The organism is Bacillus sp. CGMCC 1.16607 (genome assembly GCF_042683745.1).
GTDB lineage: Bacteria > Bacillota > Bacilli > Bacillales > Cytobacillaceae > Pseudoneobacillus.
In genome coordinates this window covers 81095-97205 of sequence record NZ_JBHUJX010000018.1, presented here as the reverse complement: position 1 = coordinate 97205, position 16111 = coordinate 81095, and the positions used below count along the sequence as shown (strand labels likewise).

General features: G+C 35.9%; 19 protein-coding genes. 12 read left to right on the top strand and 7 right to left on the bottom strand.

The window, feature by feature from the left end; genetic code table 11:
• Positions 1–43: 43 nt before the first annotated feature.
• On the bottom strand, positions 44–817 hold the full coding sequence (locus tag ACFSO7_RS10690; protein WP_377877284.1) for an ion channel: 774 nt from the start codon (positions 815–817) through the stop codon (positions 44–46).
• Between the two features lie 231 nt (positions 818–1048).
• On the opposite strand from ACFSO7_RS10690, the gene ACFSO7_RS10685 reads away from it, so the two are divergent.
• From ACFSO7_RS10685 to ACFSO7_RS10675, 3 genes are all read left to right on the top strand, one after another.
• On the top strand, positions 1049–1204 hold the full coding sequence (locus ACFSO7_RS10685) for an aspartyl-phosphate phosphatase Spo0E family protein (RefSeq protein ID WP_377877283.1): 156 nt from the start codon (positions 1049–1051) through the stop codon (positions 1202–1204).
• Between the two features lie 131 nt (positions 1205–1335).
• The gene (locus ACFSO7_RS10680; protein ID WP_377877282.1) at positions 1336–1458 is read left to right on the top strand and encodes a YjcZ family sporulation protein; all 123 of its coding nucleotides are present in this window, start codon (positions 1336–1338) and stop codon (positions 1456–1458) included.
• A 326-nt stretch (positions 1459–1784) separates the two neighbouring features.
• Positions 1785–1991, top strand: coding sequence for a zinc ribbon domain-containing protein (locus ACFSO7_RS10675; RefSeq protein WP_377877281.1), 207 nt, complete (start codon positions 1785–1787; stop codon positions 1989–1991).
• Between the two features lie 68 nt (positions 1992–2059).
• On the opposite strand, the gene ACFSO7_RS10670 is transcribed toward ACFSO7_RS10675, so the two are convergent.
• Complete coding sequence (locus ACFSO7_RS10670; RefSeq protein WP_377877280.1) at positions 2060–3547, bottom strand: nitrate/nitrite transporter; 1488 nt, start codon at positions 3545–3547, stop codon at positions 2060–2062.
• Positions 3548–3653: 106 nt separating this feature from the next.
• On the bottom strand, positions 3654–3818 hold the full coding sequence (locus ACFSO7_RS10665; protein WP_377877279.1) for a hypothetical protein: 165 nt from the start codon (positions 3816–3818) through the stop codon (positions 3654–3656).
• Positions 3819–3979: 161 nt separating this feature from the next.
• Between ACFSO7_RS10665 and ACFSO7_RS10660 the strand changes: the two genes are divergently transcribed.
• A complete protein-coding gene (locus ACFSO7_RS10660; RefSeq protein ID WP_377877278.1) occupies positions 3980–4735 on the top strand; it encodes a TraR/DksA C4-type zinc finger protein in 756 nt (251 codons plus the stop codon).
• Positions 4736–4779: 44 nt separating this feature from the next.
• On the opposite strand, the gene ACFSO7_RS10655 is transcribed toward ACFSO7_RS10660, so the two are convergent.
• Together ACFSO7_RS10655 and ACFSO7_RS10650 are read right to left on the bottom strand one after the other, a co-directional pair.
• A complete protein-coding gene (locus ACFSO7_RS10655; protein WP_377877277.1) occupies positions 4780–4989 on the bottom strand; it encodes a YozQ family protein in 210 nt (69 codons plus the stop codon).
• A 47-nt stretch (positions 4990–5036) separates the two neighbouring features.
• Positions 5037–5288, bottom strand: a complete 252-nt coding sequence (locus ACFSO7_RS10650) for a sigma-G-dependent sporulation-specific acid-soluble spore protein CsgA (RefSeq protein ID WP_377877276.1) — start codon at positions 5286–5288, stop codon at positions 5037–5039.
• Positions 5289–5495: 207 nt separating this feature from the next.
• Here ACFSO7_RS10650 and ACFSO7_RS10645 point away from each other — a divergent pair, with 207 nt between their 5' ends.
• On the top strand, positions 5496–5777 hold the full coding sequence (locus tag ACFSO7_RS10645; protein ID WP_377877275.1) for a late competence development ComFB family protein: 282 nt from the start codon (positions 5496–5498) through the stop codon (positions 5775–5777).
• Between the two features lie 61 nt (positions 5778–5838).
• Here the strand turns inward: ACFSO7_RS10645 and ACFSO7_RS10640 are convergent, their stop codons facing one another.
• Both ACFSO7_RS10640 and chrA read right to left on the bottom strand, forming a co-directional pair.
• Positions 5839–6372, bottom strand: coding sequence for a YceI family protein (locus ACFSO7_RS10640; RefSeq protein ID WP_377877274.1), 534 nt, complete (start codon positions 6370–6372; stop codon positions 5839–5841).
• 170 nt (positions 6373–6542) lie between these two features.
• A complete protein-coding gene (gene chrA, locus ACFSO7_RS10635; RefSeq protein WP_377877273.1) occupies positions 6543–7727 on the bottom strand; it encodes a chromate efflux transporter in 1185 nt (394 codons plus the stop codon).
• A gap of 185 nt (positions 7728–7912) precedes the next feature.
• Between chrA and ACFSO7_RS10630 the strand changes: the two genes are divergently transcribed.
• The 7 genes from ACFSO7_RS10630 (at position 7913) to ACFSO7_RS10600 (ending at position 16093) form a co-directional block, all read left to right on the top strand.
• Complete coding sequence (locus tag ACFSO7_RS10630) at positions 7913–8614, top strand: winged helix-turn-helix domain-containing protein (RefSeq protein ID WP_377877272.1); 702 nt, start codon at positions 7913–7915, stop codon at positions 8612–8614.
• Positions 8604–10007 carry a sensor histidine kinase gene (locus ACFSO7_RS10625; RefSeq protein ID WP_377877271.1) on the top strand — a complete coding sequence of 468 codons (1404 nt, stop codon included), beginning with the start codon at positions 8604–8606 and terminating at the stop codon, positions 10005–10007. The genes ACFSO7_RS10630 and ACFSO7_RS10625 overlap by 11 nt, the downstream gene beginning before the upstream one ends.
• A gap of 184 nt (positions 10008–10191) precedes the next feature.
• A complete protein-coding gene (locus ACFSO7_RS10620; RefSeq protein ID WP_377877270.1) occupies positions 10192–11685 on the top strand; it encodes an S-layer homology domain-containing protein in 1494 nt (497 codons plus the stop codon).
• Between the two features lie 123 nt (positions 11686–11808).
• Positions 11809–13293: a sensor histidine kinase gene (locus ACFSO7_RS10615; RefSeq protein ID WP_377877269.1), complete on the top strand. Its 1485-nt coding sequence runs from the start codon at positions 11809–11811 to the stop codon at positions 13291–13293.
• Entirely contained in the window at positions 13271–13960 is a 690-nt protein-coding gene (locus ACFSO7_RS10610) for a response regulator transcription factor (protein WP_377877268.1), read from the top strand. The genes ACFSO7_RS10615 and ACFSO7_RS10610 overlap by 23 nt, the downstream gene beginning before the upstream one ends.
• A 51-nt stretch (positions 13961–14011) precedes the next feature.
• Positions 14012–14686: an ankyrin repeat domain-containing protein gene (locus tag ACFSO7_RS10605; protein ID WP_377877628.1), complete on the top strand. Its 675-nt coding sequence runs from the start codon at positions 14012–14014 to the stop codon at positions 14684–14686.
• A gap of 168 nt (positions 14687–14854) precedes the next feature.
• The gene (locus ACFSO7_RS10600) at positions 14855–16093 is read left to right on the top strand and encodes an amidohydrolase family protein (protein ID WP_377877267.1); all 1239 of its coding nucleotides are present in this window, start codon (positions 14855–14857) and stop codon (positions 16091–16093) included.
• Positions 16094–16111 lie beyond the last annotated feature (18 nt).

Here is a 16111-nt window from a genome sequence, read left to right as displayed (position 1 = left end):
TTCTTTACCAAGTTAAAGCGGTGGGGGACTGACCCCCACTGCTTTAATGTAATAAAGGGTTGCTTAGGCTTTCTAATATGTATTTGCTTACGATTTGGTTGGTTTCGATGATGATGTCGGCACCAGCTCTTTTGGCATTTTCTACTTGGTCTACAGTAAGGATTTCGATTAAGCAGGGAAGGTTTGGGTTTAGGCCTTTGATTGTGATGAGTGTTAGTATACCGTTCATGTCTGAATCTAGTTCATCCTTGTGCTGATCAGATGTGATAAGGACTTTTTTTGCTGTTTGTATATTCGCTTTATGTAAGACCTCATCCTTTGATGCCCGACCATGGATAAAATGAACCATTTTATTAGGTATCGGACTTTCAGTTAAGGTTTCATCAATAATGACGATACATTTAAAATCTTCGGAATGGAGAAGGGCCTTCGTTAACTTTCGGGAACGTTCATTCCAACCAATAATAATCATGTGACTTTCCCCATAAAAAGAAAGTTTCCCTTCTTTTAAATCATTTTGTTTTGAAACTGCCGTTGAGGCAAGGCTTATAAAATACGATGAGAAAAAACCCGCCCCTAGGAAAATTAATATAATTCCGACTGTTTTTCCAATTGTAGTAACGGGAACAAAGTCTCCGTAGCCGATCGTTCCAGCCGTAATAATTGCCCACCATATTCCATCAAAATAGTGGGGGAAAGTTTTAGGCTCCACTAAATGTATGATCCATCCAAATAATAAAATAAAACTTGTAGCAAGGATAAACATTCGTATTACTGGGGGTAATCGTAAAAATAATAAATATAATGTATGATGCATCCTTCCACCACCTTCCGTCCAATTACTTTAAACATTATGGACAGTAACTAATCTTTTTAAAAGAACGAAAGTGAAAAAATCATCCAAGTTTCATTCAATAAATAATTTCGTACGATTGTTCACAAATTTGTTTATTTTAATTAATATATTTTACTTGTCTTTCTCTCCATAAACATCTAAATTAGTAGTAATATAGTCCTGCCCTAAAATAACAGAGAAGAGGGGATTCATATGAAATCATATGCTAATTCATTATTAAATAAAATTGAAGAAATGAGACTCTCCATGATCAATTTAGCCTCTCTGTATGGTTATACCAATCCTTCCGTTTTACAATGCAGTCAAGAATTAGATGAATTATTAAACAAATATCATTTAGAAAAATAAAATCGTAAAAACCCTTAAACAAAATTTAAGGGTTTTTATATTCTTTTTTGAGTAATTTCCCTAACCAATTTTTATGTTTTTCATATATTAGAAATGAGACGTTATCCTAGATTAGATGGAGGTGAAGTCAAATGCCTTATGGATATGGATTCGGCGGCTGTGGCTATGGATATGGTGGAGGTTACGGCGGAAGTTTCGTCCTAATCGTTGTATTGTTCATCCTACTAATTATTGTAGGAGCTTCATGGCTGTAATATAAAGTGAAACTTCCATCAGAGGGGGTTTTCTTCATCCCCCTCTGATGGTTAGTTAAACTAATTACGCTCAGAACGGCACGTCCTGTGCCTTCGCCTGACTAGGACATCCTGTCCTTCGTTGGGCTTTTACGGGCAGTTGTCCCCCACCTAGGATATCTAGTTTCACTCATTACCTTGAGGTGGGGGAATTACTGCCCGTTAATGCGCGAAAAAAGAAAAAGACTAATTCATCAGAAAAATGAATTAGTCTTTTTTCTTTTTTTGAAACAAATAGTATAAGTGATCCGTAAAATAAACCAACTAAACTAGAAAGTTGGGATAGTATGAGTGAAAAGGGATGTATTAAATGTGGAAGTAGAGATGCAGGTTCAAAAGAAGTAGCAATGACAGGCACAGGATTATCAAAAATGTTTGACATTCAAAATAATCAATTCTTAGTGGTCTTTTGTAAAAATTGCGGTTATTCGGAGTTTTATAATAAAAATTCATCAACAGGTAGTAATGTCCTTGATTTCTTTTTTGGTGGATGATCAAAGAAAAAAGGCTGATGTTAATAAATGATTAAAATCAGTCTTCTTTAATTGTATAGCACATATGATCATTTTAATTCACTAAACAGTCCTACATAGTTTTTAACATCGCCTGCTTCGTTTTTAATTTCACTAATGGTTAACCATTCTCTATAGATTTCACCATTTTTACGTTTATTCCAAATTTCGCCTTTCCAAGATCCTTCCTTATGAATGGTTTCCCACATTTTATGATAAAAATCTTTGTCATGACGTCCGGATTGTAAAATACTTGGCGTTTGCCCGATAATTTCATCAGGCTTATAGCCAGTAACTTTTGAAAAGGCAGGGTTAATATTCTGGATGACACCGTTTGTATCTGTAACCATCATTCCTTCTGCTGTGCTTTCAATAATCTTGCTAGCAAGGCTTAGCTTTTCTTGATAATAAACCCATAGAACCATGACAAGGCTTGCAAGCGCAAATTCAGAAAGAGCCATAAATCCAATCGCATAATGTCCAGTAATATTGAAAACGAAAGTCAAAACAAGTGGAGGGAAAAAGCCTCCAAGACCACCCATAGCCGCAACAATTCCGTTTACTACTCCTGCTTGTTTAGAAAAATATAATGGAACAAGTTTAAACACAGTCCCATTCCCAATACCAGAACAAAAAGCAATGGTTAGGCATCCAATAGTATACAGTCCAATGGTAGGAGAAAAGGATAAAAGAACGCCTGATAGAGTTAAACCACCGAAAACGAACATTAAAATAACGAAAGGATTATACTTATCACTCAACCATCCGCCTAATGGTCTAACAAAAGTCGTTAAAGCAATAAATCCGGCTGTCCGAAACCCAGCATCCACAGGGTCTAATTCGAAGTTTTTCACAAGAAAGTTTGGTAAATAGACGGTAAAAGCAACGAAAGCACCAAAAGTAATAAAATAAAAAAAACTTAAAAACCATAATTTTTCATTTTTATAAACACCTTTAACCTGTTCAACTAAGGAAGTCTTTACTCGAGATTCTTTTCGGTCTCCGATTAAAAAATTTAAGACAACAAAGACTAGGAGTAAGATAAGATACAGTTGGATCGTAGTTGTCCAGCCAATTTGTTTAGCGACAATCGGAGCGGAAAACGCGGTAATGGCGGTTCCGATATTTCCGACCCCATATATCCCATTAATAAAACCATGTCTTTCCTTCGGATAGTATTTAGGTAGTGAAGTAACCCCGATAGAAAAAGTTGCACCTGCTATTCCTAGAAATAACCCGCCGATAATGAGGTCTGAATAACTATTGGCAACACTTAAGAAAAAAACGGGGAAAAGTAAAGCGATAAAACAAATAATAAACATTGCCCTAGCACCAAATCGGGTCGTCCAGATTCCTAAGGGAATTCTAAGTAATGAACCTAAAATGACAGGTACCGCTGTTACTAAAGCAACTTGACCATCTGTTAGGGGGATGTCCAATCTAATATTTGGAATTAAGGAAGAAATCAACACCCATACCATAAATGATATGATTAAAGTACTTGTTTGTAATGGGAGTTGCCACTTTTGGATATTCATTGAATTCCTCCGTTTATGAAATTTTTATTATTTCCAATTTTAGCACAATTCGGTACTTCCAACTAGGAATCTCGGGTGAGACAACATAAAAAAAGAGTAAAGATTCTTACCCTTTTTCTTGAAGACCTGTTGCACCAACAGATTTGTCGGTATTTTCTTGGTTATTGTAGCTTTCATCATTTAGTCCCTGTGGCTGATTCTTTCCACCTATATAAATACCTTCATGCTTTTTTTGTACCTCACGGAATTTTTTGAAGTCTTCGTTTACCATTATATTTACCACCTTCAAAGAATATTTACCATTATTTTTTTCAAAATAACATTTTCTATGCTTCAAACGGCTGAATTTAGTTGAATGGTATCCGTTTGAAACGGAACAATATATCGTATAGGGCGAAAAGTGGTATGAGAAGAACCGAAAGGGGTAAAGAAATGCTTTCATCAAAGAAACTTTCCGAGCTTAAAGCTTATTTAATGAATGAAAAAAAACAGGTTGAGGGACTTCTCGTAAGTAGTTTTGATCTTAATAAAACTCATTACCAGGAATCATTAGGGGAACTATCTACCTATGATAACCATCCTGCAGACGAAGGAACAGCTTTATATGAACGGGAAAAGGATGTTGCTTTAGAGGAGCATGCAAAACTGGAGTTAGGAAGTATCAATCATGCTCTTGAAGCTATCCAGAATGGGACTTATGGGAAGTGTGAGGAATGTGGTAAGGATATTCCAATTGAAAGACTAGAGGCATTACCAACTACCACCTATTGTATTGAACATAGTCCTGATCAACATATCTCTTATAATCGGCCTATCGAAGAAGAAGTTTTAGCACCTCCATTTGGAAGGTTTGATATGGATGAAAAAGATGAAGATGTGGCATTTGATGCTGAGGATTCATGGCAAGAGGTTGCCCGCTGGGGGACTTCAGAAACACCTTCTGATTTCATCGATCCACAAAGACATTATAGTGATGTTTACATCGAATCGGATGAAAATATCGGCTATGTGGAGGACTTTGAGAACTTCGTTGGTAATGATATGCATGGGAACAATGTGACGATTTTTCCTAACGCCGAGCATGAAAAATATGAACAAGAGCTCGATGAGGAAGGGGTCATGACCACATTTGGGGATTTGCCCGCATATGAACATGATCCTTATGTTGAGAAGGATAAAGAAGAATAGAAAAACAGCTTCTACATGAAAGATGTAGAAGCTGTTTTAATTTTTTACTTATTTTCACTATCGTCGTCCAAAGGAATAGAGACATTTTTTCCATTTATATCTCCTACTAATGAAAAACTTTCTCCCTCCATGTAAGAATCACTAACTTGTTCATGAGTAGTTGCTAAACCTGATGAAAGCTCGTTCTCCTTTTTATAATCATCTACTTGATAATTTCTGCCGGCAAGATTTAAATTTTTATTATTTTTATCCATCATTCGCACTCCTATCATTTTTTATGTAAGTTTAGCTTCCAAATAATTTATAATAATAATTCATATACTTCATTTAATTCATGTGCACGTTTTTGATCCTGCTCTTGCTTAGCATAGTGTATTTCGTCAGGAAGGATTTTGTTTAAGAAATCGATTTCAGTTGCTGATAAATCTCTGACAAAAGCCCCTTCTGAAGTGTAATGATTTTGTTTTATTTTCTCATACATTCGTTGACAAATTGCATGTTCTTCCGTATAGTTTGACAAAGTCTCCCTTAAATATCCTAAAGTTTGGTCCATTATTTCACTTCCAATCCACTTAATTAGGATGATTTGACCCTATTATTTTTACAAGTTTAAGAAAAAATATACTGACAGCACGATTAAGCTAAGACTTCCACAAATTCTGTATAAAATAATTGTCACTCCAACAAAATATGCATCAGATGAATAGTACGATTGTTGATTTAAGATTGGAATATGGTTCTTCGGAAGGTAGTGAGGAAGTTGGATAATGATTATGTAAATGTGATGGAGGAGATGGTTTCTACCCTAGTAACAGTTCTAATGATGGGGACAGAATACCAAACCTTTTGCCAATGTAAGAAATGTATAAACGATATCATTGCACTAAGCCTAAATACTTTACCAAGCCATTATGTTACAACGGATGAGGGAAGAATGAGAGTTTTTGAGCAATTAAACACGAATGAAAATCGAAAATGGATTAATAAACGCATCATTAGCGCCATCCACCTCGTTGGAAAATACCCAAAGCATAATAAATAAATTCCTTTATCGCATTAAAGCGGCGGGGGACAGTCCCCCACCGCTTTAATGTACTAAAATATTAAGCTTGTTTCGCAGCCTGTATTTCAAGTGAAACTTTGATTTCGTCTCCAACTAGTACGCCACCTGTTTCTAAAGCAGCATTCCAAGTTAATCCAAATTCACTGCGTTTGATTTTACCTTCTGCATTAAATCCAACTTTCTCATTGCCCCAAGGATCTTTTCCTGTACCTTCATAGGTTACAACAAATGTTTCAGGACGTGTAACGCCACGAATTGTTAAGTCACCAGTTACGTCATACTCCCCATCACCTGTTTTAACGATCGTAGTTGAAACAAAAGTCATAGAAGGGTGGTTTTCTACATCAAAGAAGTCACCAGAACGTAAGTGATTATCACGGTCCTCATTGCGTGTATCCACACTTGATAAATTAACCGTAAATTGAATATTTGCAGTAGTTAAATCAGTAGGGTCTGCTTCAATTGTTGCATTGAAGTCGTTAAAAGACCCTTTCACTTTTGCAATCATCATATGTCTAACTGAGAAGTCAACACTGCTGTGCGCCGCATCTAAAGCCCATTTTGAAATTGTCATTTTGTATTCCTCCATTTTATAAATATATTTTGATCTTGTTTATCTCAAATTCAAGATATGTCAATCTGAGATAAATTATAAGATGTCGTTAACTATATTGTCAATACATATTTTTTGAAAAAAAGTTTCCACTTCAACGAGCAGCAAAAAGGCAAGCAGAAATGCTTGCCCTATGCATTCACAAATATTAAATAACCACCGATTGCCCCTGCCAACACTACGACCCATGGGGGACATTTCAAAAAAGTAAGCATGCTAAAAAGTAGAGCTGCTAAAGCAAAATCGATAGGTTTAAAAATAGAACTTGTCCAAATCGGCTGATAAAATGCAGCAATTAATATACCTACTACTGCCGCATTGATAGCCATTAAAGTACTTTTCATTTTGGGATTTTTTCGCAAAGAAGTCCAAAAAGGTAAAGTACCAAAGATTAAAAGAAAAGCAGGTAAAAAAATAGCAACGGTCGCCAGAATGCCACCTTTCCAACCATTCATCACAGCACCAATATAAGCGGCAAAAGTGAATAATGGACCTGGAACCGCTTGAGCTGCTCCATATCCCGCTAAAAAGGTTTGTTCATTTAACAAGCCTGTAGTTACAAATTCACTTTCTAGTAATGGTAAAACAATATGGCCACCACCAAATACTAGAGAGCCAGATCGATAAAATCGGTCAAACACGTCTATCCACTCAAAAGTAGTAAACCTAGCCATAATTGGCAAGAAAACAAGCAATCCGAAAAAAAGAAGTAGACATAGTGAAGAAAAGATATGTGAAATAGGTACCTCAATAGTCGAATCCACAAATTTGTCCTGATTTCTAAATAAGAAATAACCAATAATTCCTGAAACTAGGATAATCCCTACTTGAGTAAGGGTATTTTGCCAAAGTAAAGCTACAAGTAAGGCAACTAAAGCAAGTGACTTTCTATGGAGGTCAGGAGTGAGAGTTTTTGCCATACCGATAATCGCATGGGCAACAACGGCAACGGCTACAATTTTTAAACCATGTATCCAGCCAGCATTTGCAATCTCATAACCTTGAAACAAAGTTGCAAATAAAATGAGAGCAATAACAGATGGAAGGGTGAAGCCGATAAAGGCGAGTATTCCTCCGAGCACCCCTGCACGAACAACTCCTATCCCAATTCCAACTTGACTGCTAGCAGGTCCAGGCAAAAACTGGCATAGTGCAACGAGATCAGCATAACTCCGTTCATCCATCCATTTTCGTTTACGAACATACTCTTCATAAAAATACCCTAAATGCGCAACAGGTCCACCGAAGGAAGTCAAACCAAGCTTTGTCGATACAAGCCAAATCTCAAGTAATAAGCATAAACGGCTTTTTTTCATTCTTTTCCCCTTTTATAGAATTTAAGATGATTTTAGCATATAAGTACAACAGAGTTACCATAAGAAATATGAATAAACTATTAAGAAAGCATGAACATTCAAAGAAATCATCCGAAAAGAGTTGATAATCTTGCAAATTCATTCTTTAATTTAAGTAGAAACTTCTATAAAGAGGTGCAAAGCGGATGAGAATATTAGTGATAGAAGATAATGAAAGTGTATGTACGATGATTGAAATGTTTTTTTCAAAGGAAGGAATATCAGGTGAATTTGTCCATAACGGTTTGGATGGTTACAACCGTTTTAAAGGAGAAAATTGGGATCTCTTAATCCTCGATTGGATGCTTCCAGGCATGGATGGGGTCACCTTATGTCGAAAAATTAGACAAGAGAATAGTTCAATTCCTATCATCATGTTAACGGCTAAAGACAGTGAATCTGACCAAGTTCTCGGTTTAGAAATGGGAGCGGACGATTATGTAACAAAACCTTTCAGTCCGCTTGCATTAATGGCAAGAATAAAGGCAGTAGCACGCAGATATGCAAAAATAGAAAAAGAAGAATCCAAATCAATGGAATCTAAACATTTAAAAATTAATAAGGAGACACGAGAAGTTCTCTTAAATAATGAGTCCATCACAAACTTAACCCCAAAAGAATTTGACTTACTCTATTATTTCGTCCAGCATCCACGCCAAGTTTTTTCAAGAGAGCAGCTTTTAGAAAGAGTTTGGGGCTATCAATTTTATGGGGACGAGCGAACAGTAGATGTCCATATTAAGAGGCTCCGAAAAAAAATCGGAACAGCTGAACAGCCTTTTTTCCATACTGTATGGGGGGTAGGCTATAAGTTCGACGAATCTCTGGTGGAAACGAATGAAAATTAAGTATATATATCAACAATTTTTAAGCCATATTAGTATTATCATTGTTGCCTTTTTAATTTTAAGCTTATTATTTGCTCATTATGTGGAAACATTAGTGTACCAAAATAAAGTAGAAGAATTAATCACGTACGGACAGAATGTATTAGAGGATTTTCAAGACCCTAGGATTAATCAAGAGAATGTATTATTTCAGTATCATGATGTTCTTTTAGCAAGAAATATTTATTTAAGTGTATTTGATCGAAACGGATTGATCTTGTTTCCACGAGAGCGAACAGGTCCAAAATTTAAAATTACTGAAGAGGAATGGACAAAAATTACCAAAGGTGAGACAGTCATAGTCAAACAAGATTTTAAACGATTTGATCAAGTGGTTTCACTCGTAGCTCTTCCTTACTTAGATGAAGGTGAGCTTGTTGGTGGGATTCTTTTAACGTCCCCTATTAGTGGATCAAGAGAAATGATTACTCAAATTAATCGTTACTTATTTTATACGGTCCTCATTGCACTCGGGGTATCATTATTGCTTAGCTGGGTGCTATCACGATTCCATGTTAATCGAATCAAAAGAATCCAAGAGGCGACATCATTAGTCTCAGCAGGCGATTATACGGTAAAATTAGACTCTTCCAATTTTGATGAGATTGGTGAACTAGCTCAGGATTTTAATCAAATGGTAGAGAAATTAAATACATCGAATGAGGAAATTGAAAGCTTAGAAAATCGAAGACGCCAGTTTATGGCAGATGTTTCCCATGAACTGCGCACGCCTCTAACGACTATTAGTGGTGTCATCGAAGGTCTTCGAAACAATATGATAGCCGAAGAGGAAAAAGAAAAAGGCATGCAGTTAGTGAGTAAAGAAACGAAAAGACTAATAAGACTCGTAAATGAAAACTTAGATTATGAAAAAATTAGGTCTAACCAAGTAAAGCTAATGAAAGAACAGATCCAGTTATTTGAAGTATTTGAAATTATAAAAGATCAATTAGAAATACTAGCAGAAGAAAAGAACAATCAAATATTGATGGATGTTGATGAACAAGTGATGGTTCATGCAGATTATGATCGGTTAGTGCAAATTATTATTAATATTGCCACTAATAGTATTCAATTTACTGAAAATGGAATCATATGGTTAAGAGGGAAAGCAGGTGCCAATGAAACAGTGATTGAAATTGAAGACACGGGAATAGGAATCGACCCAGTCGAGATCGAAAATATTTGGCGCCGTTTTTATAAAGCTGATCTTTCAAGAACGACCAACCCATACGGAGAATTTGGTCTAGGTCTGTCCATTGTCAAACAGCTCGTCCATCTCCATAACGGTAATATTGAAGTAACGAGCGAACCGAGTAAAGGAACAAAATTTATTATAAAATTGCCGTTTTAAGAAAGTCGCCTGAGCGCGGCTTTTTTTGTTGCTTAGCGTACTATTATGAAATGGAGAAAAGATAAGAAAAAGTTTCGATTCTGTTAAGAAATTCTTAATATCTTTTCTCTCGTTTATTAAGATATGTGCTCTATCATTATCTATGTAAAGCAATTAGATAATAGATATCTGGAGGAGAGTACACATGAATCTTAAAAATAAGAAACTTGCAAAACTAGCACTAACAGCAGCAGTAGGAATGGGTTCGCTTTTACCTGTAAATGTGATGGCAAATGACCATCTTGTCAAACAAGCAACTTTAGCAACTCAACAAATCGATTTAGAAGCGGGAATGCGTCAACTTGCACAGCAAGGGATAATACAGGGGTATTCGGACGGAACGATGAAGTCTGAAAGACAAGTTACCCAAGCAGAGTTGGCTAAAATGGTCGTCCTTTCATTGGGATTAAAAGCAGATGCAACAGATATCAAAGGTCTTGATAGTAAGTACTCCAAGAAATGGTACTATTCTTATGTAAATACACTGATTGCCCTAGGTATTATTAAAGAAGATGCTAAATTTCAACCCAATGCACCTGTAACCCATGAGGAACTTGCACAAATGATGGCAAAAGCACTTCAAAGAGACGTAAAGTCCGTTCAATACTGGCTAAAGGATTTTATCTCTAAACAGAATCATGCAACTCGCGGAGAAACTGCACAGTTATTACTAATCTCACAAAAGTCGATCCGCCAAGAAGCAGCAAAAGTTGTAGAAATAAAAGCTTTAAACAAAATTACACTAGAGGTTAAATTTGATGCTCCACTAACGTCAAATGATGAGAGTATTGAGGTGTCAGCTAATAACTTCAAATTCGATAATGGATTGACAATTGTCAATCAACCACGTCTAAAAACGGGTTCAACTTCAACCTATATTGTACCTACTACAACTCAGATTCCTGGAACCACTTATACATTAACATATAAAGGCAATCAGGCAGGGACATTTAAAGGTAATGAAGAAAAGATTAATATGAATGAAGCACGTCAAGTTTCTTTTGATACTTTTGAAGTGGAAGCCTTAAAGAAAGATGGCGTCGTTGATTATGGGTACATCATCTCCGCTTATTCTGGGGGACGTGGGGCAGATGCGTTTATTCTTGATGAGAACAATATGTATCAAGGACAACCATTCCAAATCATCTCTTCTTTAAGAAACAGAAGCGTGACCATTACACCTGAAGGCGGAGAGCCGATGGTTGCTAACTATTTAGGATTCACTCAATCAACTGACGGCAAACAAGAGCCAAAATTCCGCTTACCTCAAGGTGTTATTTTTAAAACAGGAGTCAAATATACCGTTACTTCCGATTGGACGAATATTAAACAAGGCACTTTTGTTGCTGGTGAAATCGCGGCATTAAAAATCAACTCAATTACCCAAGTTGATGACACAAAATTAACAGTGACGTTATCAGAAGATCCAATGGACGAATTGTTTGCATTCCGTCAAATTAAATTAATCGGGACAGACGGTAAAGAATTGATTGCACAATACGAACTACAAACTCGTAAAGGAGTAAATGGGACGTTTGTTCTTCAAAATGGGGCTAAATTAACTTCAGGGGAAACGTATAAAATTGAGCCTGTAGGTCAATGGTCTACAGCAGAAGGTGTCACATTAAAGGCAAAATAAATATAAATCTTAAATAGTAGCGTGTTAATTAGAGTAAAATGAATAAAGGTTGTCTTTGTTAAGATTGACAACCTTTATTCTATTTGTGCTACATTCCAATAATATTATGTGGGGGCTTTATCTATGTCTATTCGGTTGCGATTAATATTTTCACATACAACGATGCTAATCGTAACACTAGCTTTCTTCATAGTCAGTGGTTTATTAATGCTTATGGCCATTACAGGTGATGTACGCAGTATTAAAGATTTGTATACGAGACAGTATGCGCTTAAACCTTTAACAGAACAAGAGGAAAGTGTTTTTCTTGATGTGAAATTTTTAGCAAAAAAACAATCTGATGAATTGTTGAACCGGTCTATTTTAAAACAATATGACGAAAAGCTTGGAACGGTACATTCTGGGTTAATCATTCGAAAAAACAATAAAGCTATATACACCTCTAAGAAATTAGAAACTTTTCAAGAAATCAAAAAGCTTCCTCCGTTTGAACCAGAAAATATAAATGTTAGAGACATAATCAATGTTGATGGACATTATTACTCCTACGTGAAATTTGATTTCCTTTTTGGGGATCAAAAGAGTGGAAGTGCGTATGTAATGAAGGAAGTAAGCCCCTTTGTAGAATTAACAAGAAGCTTATTTCCTATATTATTTGGGCTTTTATTTCTATCATTAATTCTAGTAAACGGTTTATTAAGTTATTTTGTTTCAAAAAGTATAAGCAAGCCGTTATTTTCACTTCAAAAAGCAGCAGAACAAATTGGTGAAGGTAATTTGAATGTTAAGATAGAGAAATTTGGACAGGACGAAATCGGCCAGTTGAGTAACACATTTGAAAAAATGAGGCTTAAGCTAAAGGAATCGATTGAGCTGCAGTTTCAATATGAAGAGAGCCGAAAGGAGCTTATTTCCAATATTTCGCATGATTTAAAAACTCCCATTACAGCCATAAAAGGATATATTGAAGGAATACAGGATGGGGTCGCTGATACTCCGGAAAAAATGGAGAAATACCTTTCAACGATCAAAAGAAAGACAACCGATATGAATCATCTCATTGATGATCTATTTCTTTTTTCTAAGCTAGATTTAAAAAAATTACCTTTTACATTTGAGGATATGGATCTTAACCGTTATATTAAAAATTTTGTTGAAGAAATAAGTTTTGATTTAGAAGAAAAAAATATTCAACTCATTTTTGAAAATTTGGATAATGGGAAGATGGCAGTCATAGCTGACCGTGATAATTTAAGTCGAGTAATGACCAATATTATTGATAACTCTATCAAACATATGAAAAAAACAGAAAAAATAATAAAGATTCGTGTTATTGAAAATGAGGAGTTTGTTGAAATTGAAATCAGTGATAATGGTTCAGGAATTGAATCTGCTTTCCTTCCTAATATATTTGAGCGCTTTTACAGGGGAGATATTTCAAGAAACATCTCAACAGGAGGCAGTGGTCTTGGTTTAGCCATAGCAAAGCAGATTATCACTGAGCATGGTGGAGAAATATGGGCAGAAAGTATCGTTGATAAAGGAACAAGTATCTTTTTTACTCTAAAAAAGTATGGTGAGAAAAATGAAAAAAATCTTAATCGTTGAAGATGATCTAGATATTGGGGAATTGCAAAAAGATTATTTGGAAATGAGCGGGTACGACGTTGATTTACAAATAACTGGAAGTGGAGGGTTAGATAAGGCGCTACATCATGATTATGACTTATTAATCATTGATATTATGCTACCTGAGGTTGATGGCTTCGAGATTTGTAAGCAGGTAAGGGCTGTAAAAAATATTCCCATCTTAATTGTCTCTGCTAAGAAGGAAGATATTGATAAAATTAGAGGATTAGGACTTGGTGCGGATGATTATATCATTAAGCCGTTTAGTCCAAGTGAGCTAGTGGCTAGAGTGAAAGCACATCTAGCAAGGTATGAGAGGCTAATTGGAAATAGCGTTACAGAAAAAAAGGAAATTAGGATTCGGGGACTAGTAATGGATGAATCTGCAAGAAGAATTTACGTCAACAATCAAGAAATATCCTTAACTTCAAAGGAATTTGACATTTTACTTTTTTTAGCACGTCATCCAAATCGTGTCTTTAGTAAAGAAGAACTATTTGAAAGAATTTGGGGGCTAGATTCTTCTGGCGATATTACGACGATTACCGTACACATTAGAAAAATTCGCAACAAAATTGAACTAGACCCTTCCAACCCTCAATATATTGAAACGGTCTGGGGAGCGGGATATCGGTTAACCGTATAATACTGAAAAACGATTCAAAGGTTTAGGAAGGGGGAGAAGAAATTGAACAGGATGGCCTTTTTTCTAATCCTTTTTTTATTAATGGGTTGCCAAAATCCTAAAGTATCAGAAAGGATAGAAGGGAGTACCAATGATATGGAGGAATTATTTTTCCAAGCAGCAGAAAAAGGTAATATTGAGGAAATAAATGATCTATTTGAACAAGGTGCAGATATCAATAGTAAGGACAGTCAGGGAAGAACAGCAATCATGATAGCTACTTATGCTAATGATTACAAGACGGTCAAAAGGCTCATCGAACTAGGGGCGGATATTCATATTCAAGATGATATGAAAAATAATCCCTTTCTTTATGCTGGTGCTGAAGGTTATTTAGAAATTTTAAAGCTTACGATTGAAGCGGGTGCTAATCCAGAAATATTAAATCGATATGGTGGTACAGCACTCATCCCGGCTTCAGAGCATGGGTATACTGAAGTTGTAAAGGAGCTACTCGAACATACAGAAATCGATGTGAATCATATTAATCATCTAGGATGGACAGCTTTAATGGAAGCCATAGTCCTTAGTGATGGTGGTAAAAAGCAGCAGGAGACAATTGAATTATTAATTAAGCATGGAGCAGATGTAAACATTCCTGATTCAGAAGGGAAAACTCCACTTCAACAAGCAGAAGAAAGAGGTTTTGTGGAAATAGTAGAAATGCTACTCCGTGTTGGAGCGTAAATATGCTTCCAACAATGCAGATAATGCTCGCCTTAAAAATAAGGAAAATTTTTGTTTACAACCCACCTTTGTAATTAGATGTTTTACGACGAGTGAATTTGGAGAAATTCAATGACTTGATTTAGAGTATTTTGCACATTTGGGTTATTAACAATAGGAGGAAAAGAAATGACTACTTTTTGGATGACAAATGTTCGCTTAGAAAAAGGCTTCATCTATAAAAATGAGCGAATTGTTGGTACAGAAACTGAAATTTGCCACTTGAAAATTGATGAAGGAAGAATCACAGAAATCACGTATACTGCTCCAGATTCTGCTGAATATCATTTTGATGCACACGGACAGCTTCTACTTCCTTCATTAAGAGACATGCATATTCATATTGACAAAACCTATTATGGTGGAACATGGAAAGCCTGTACACCGATTACAAAAGGTATTTTTACTAGATTAGAAGAAGAAAAAGAACTACTACCTAAACTTTTACCGACTGCACAAGAGCGTGCAGAGAAAATGATTGAATTATATTTGAGAAATGGTCATACGCATATTCGAACTCATTGTAATGTAGATCCTGTGATAGGATTGAAAAATTTAGAGGCAACTGTGAATGCTTTACAAAAATATGAAGATGTTCTCACTTACGAAATTGTAGCTTTCCCGCAGCACGGTTTACTTTTAAGCGACTCTGTCCAGCTCATCCGTGATGCCATGAAAAACGGGGCTACTTTAGTTGGAGGTGTGGATCCAGCAACAGTAGAACGTAATATTGAAAAATCATTACATACAATTTTTGACATTGCAGTTGAATACAATAAAGGTGTGGATATCCATCTGCATGATCCGAATACTTTAGGTGCCTTTACATTTGAAAGAATGGCTCATTATACGAAAGAAGCAGGACTTAAAGGTAGAGCTACTATTAGCCATGGGATTGCATTAGGTGATCTACAAGGTGATGCACTTACGGAAATGGCTGCGATTTTAAAAGATCAAGAAATTGACGTAACTACTACTGTTCCAGTTAACCGAGCAACCATTCCGATTCCAACTCTTGATAAACTAGGTATCTCAGTTTCTACTGGTCATGATAGCATTACCGATCACTGGTCTCCATTTGGAACAGGAAATACCATTCAGAAATTAGGAGTTCTTGCAGAAAGATTCCGTATGATTGATGAATATTCCTTAGCCTCAGCTTTAAAGTATGCGACCGGCGGTGTTACCCCTTTAAATGAAAAGGGCGAACGAGTTTGGCCAAAGGTTGGCGATGAAGCAACGATGATGCTAGTAAACGCATCTTGTTCGGCAGAAGCAATTGCAAGAAGGGCAAGTGTGGATGCATTATTTTTTAAAGGGAAAAAAGTTGAAAGCAAGCTAACTGAAACGAAGACAGTTGAAGTATAAAGTAAAGGAGGAACTCAA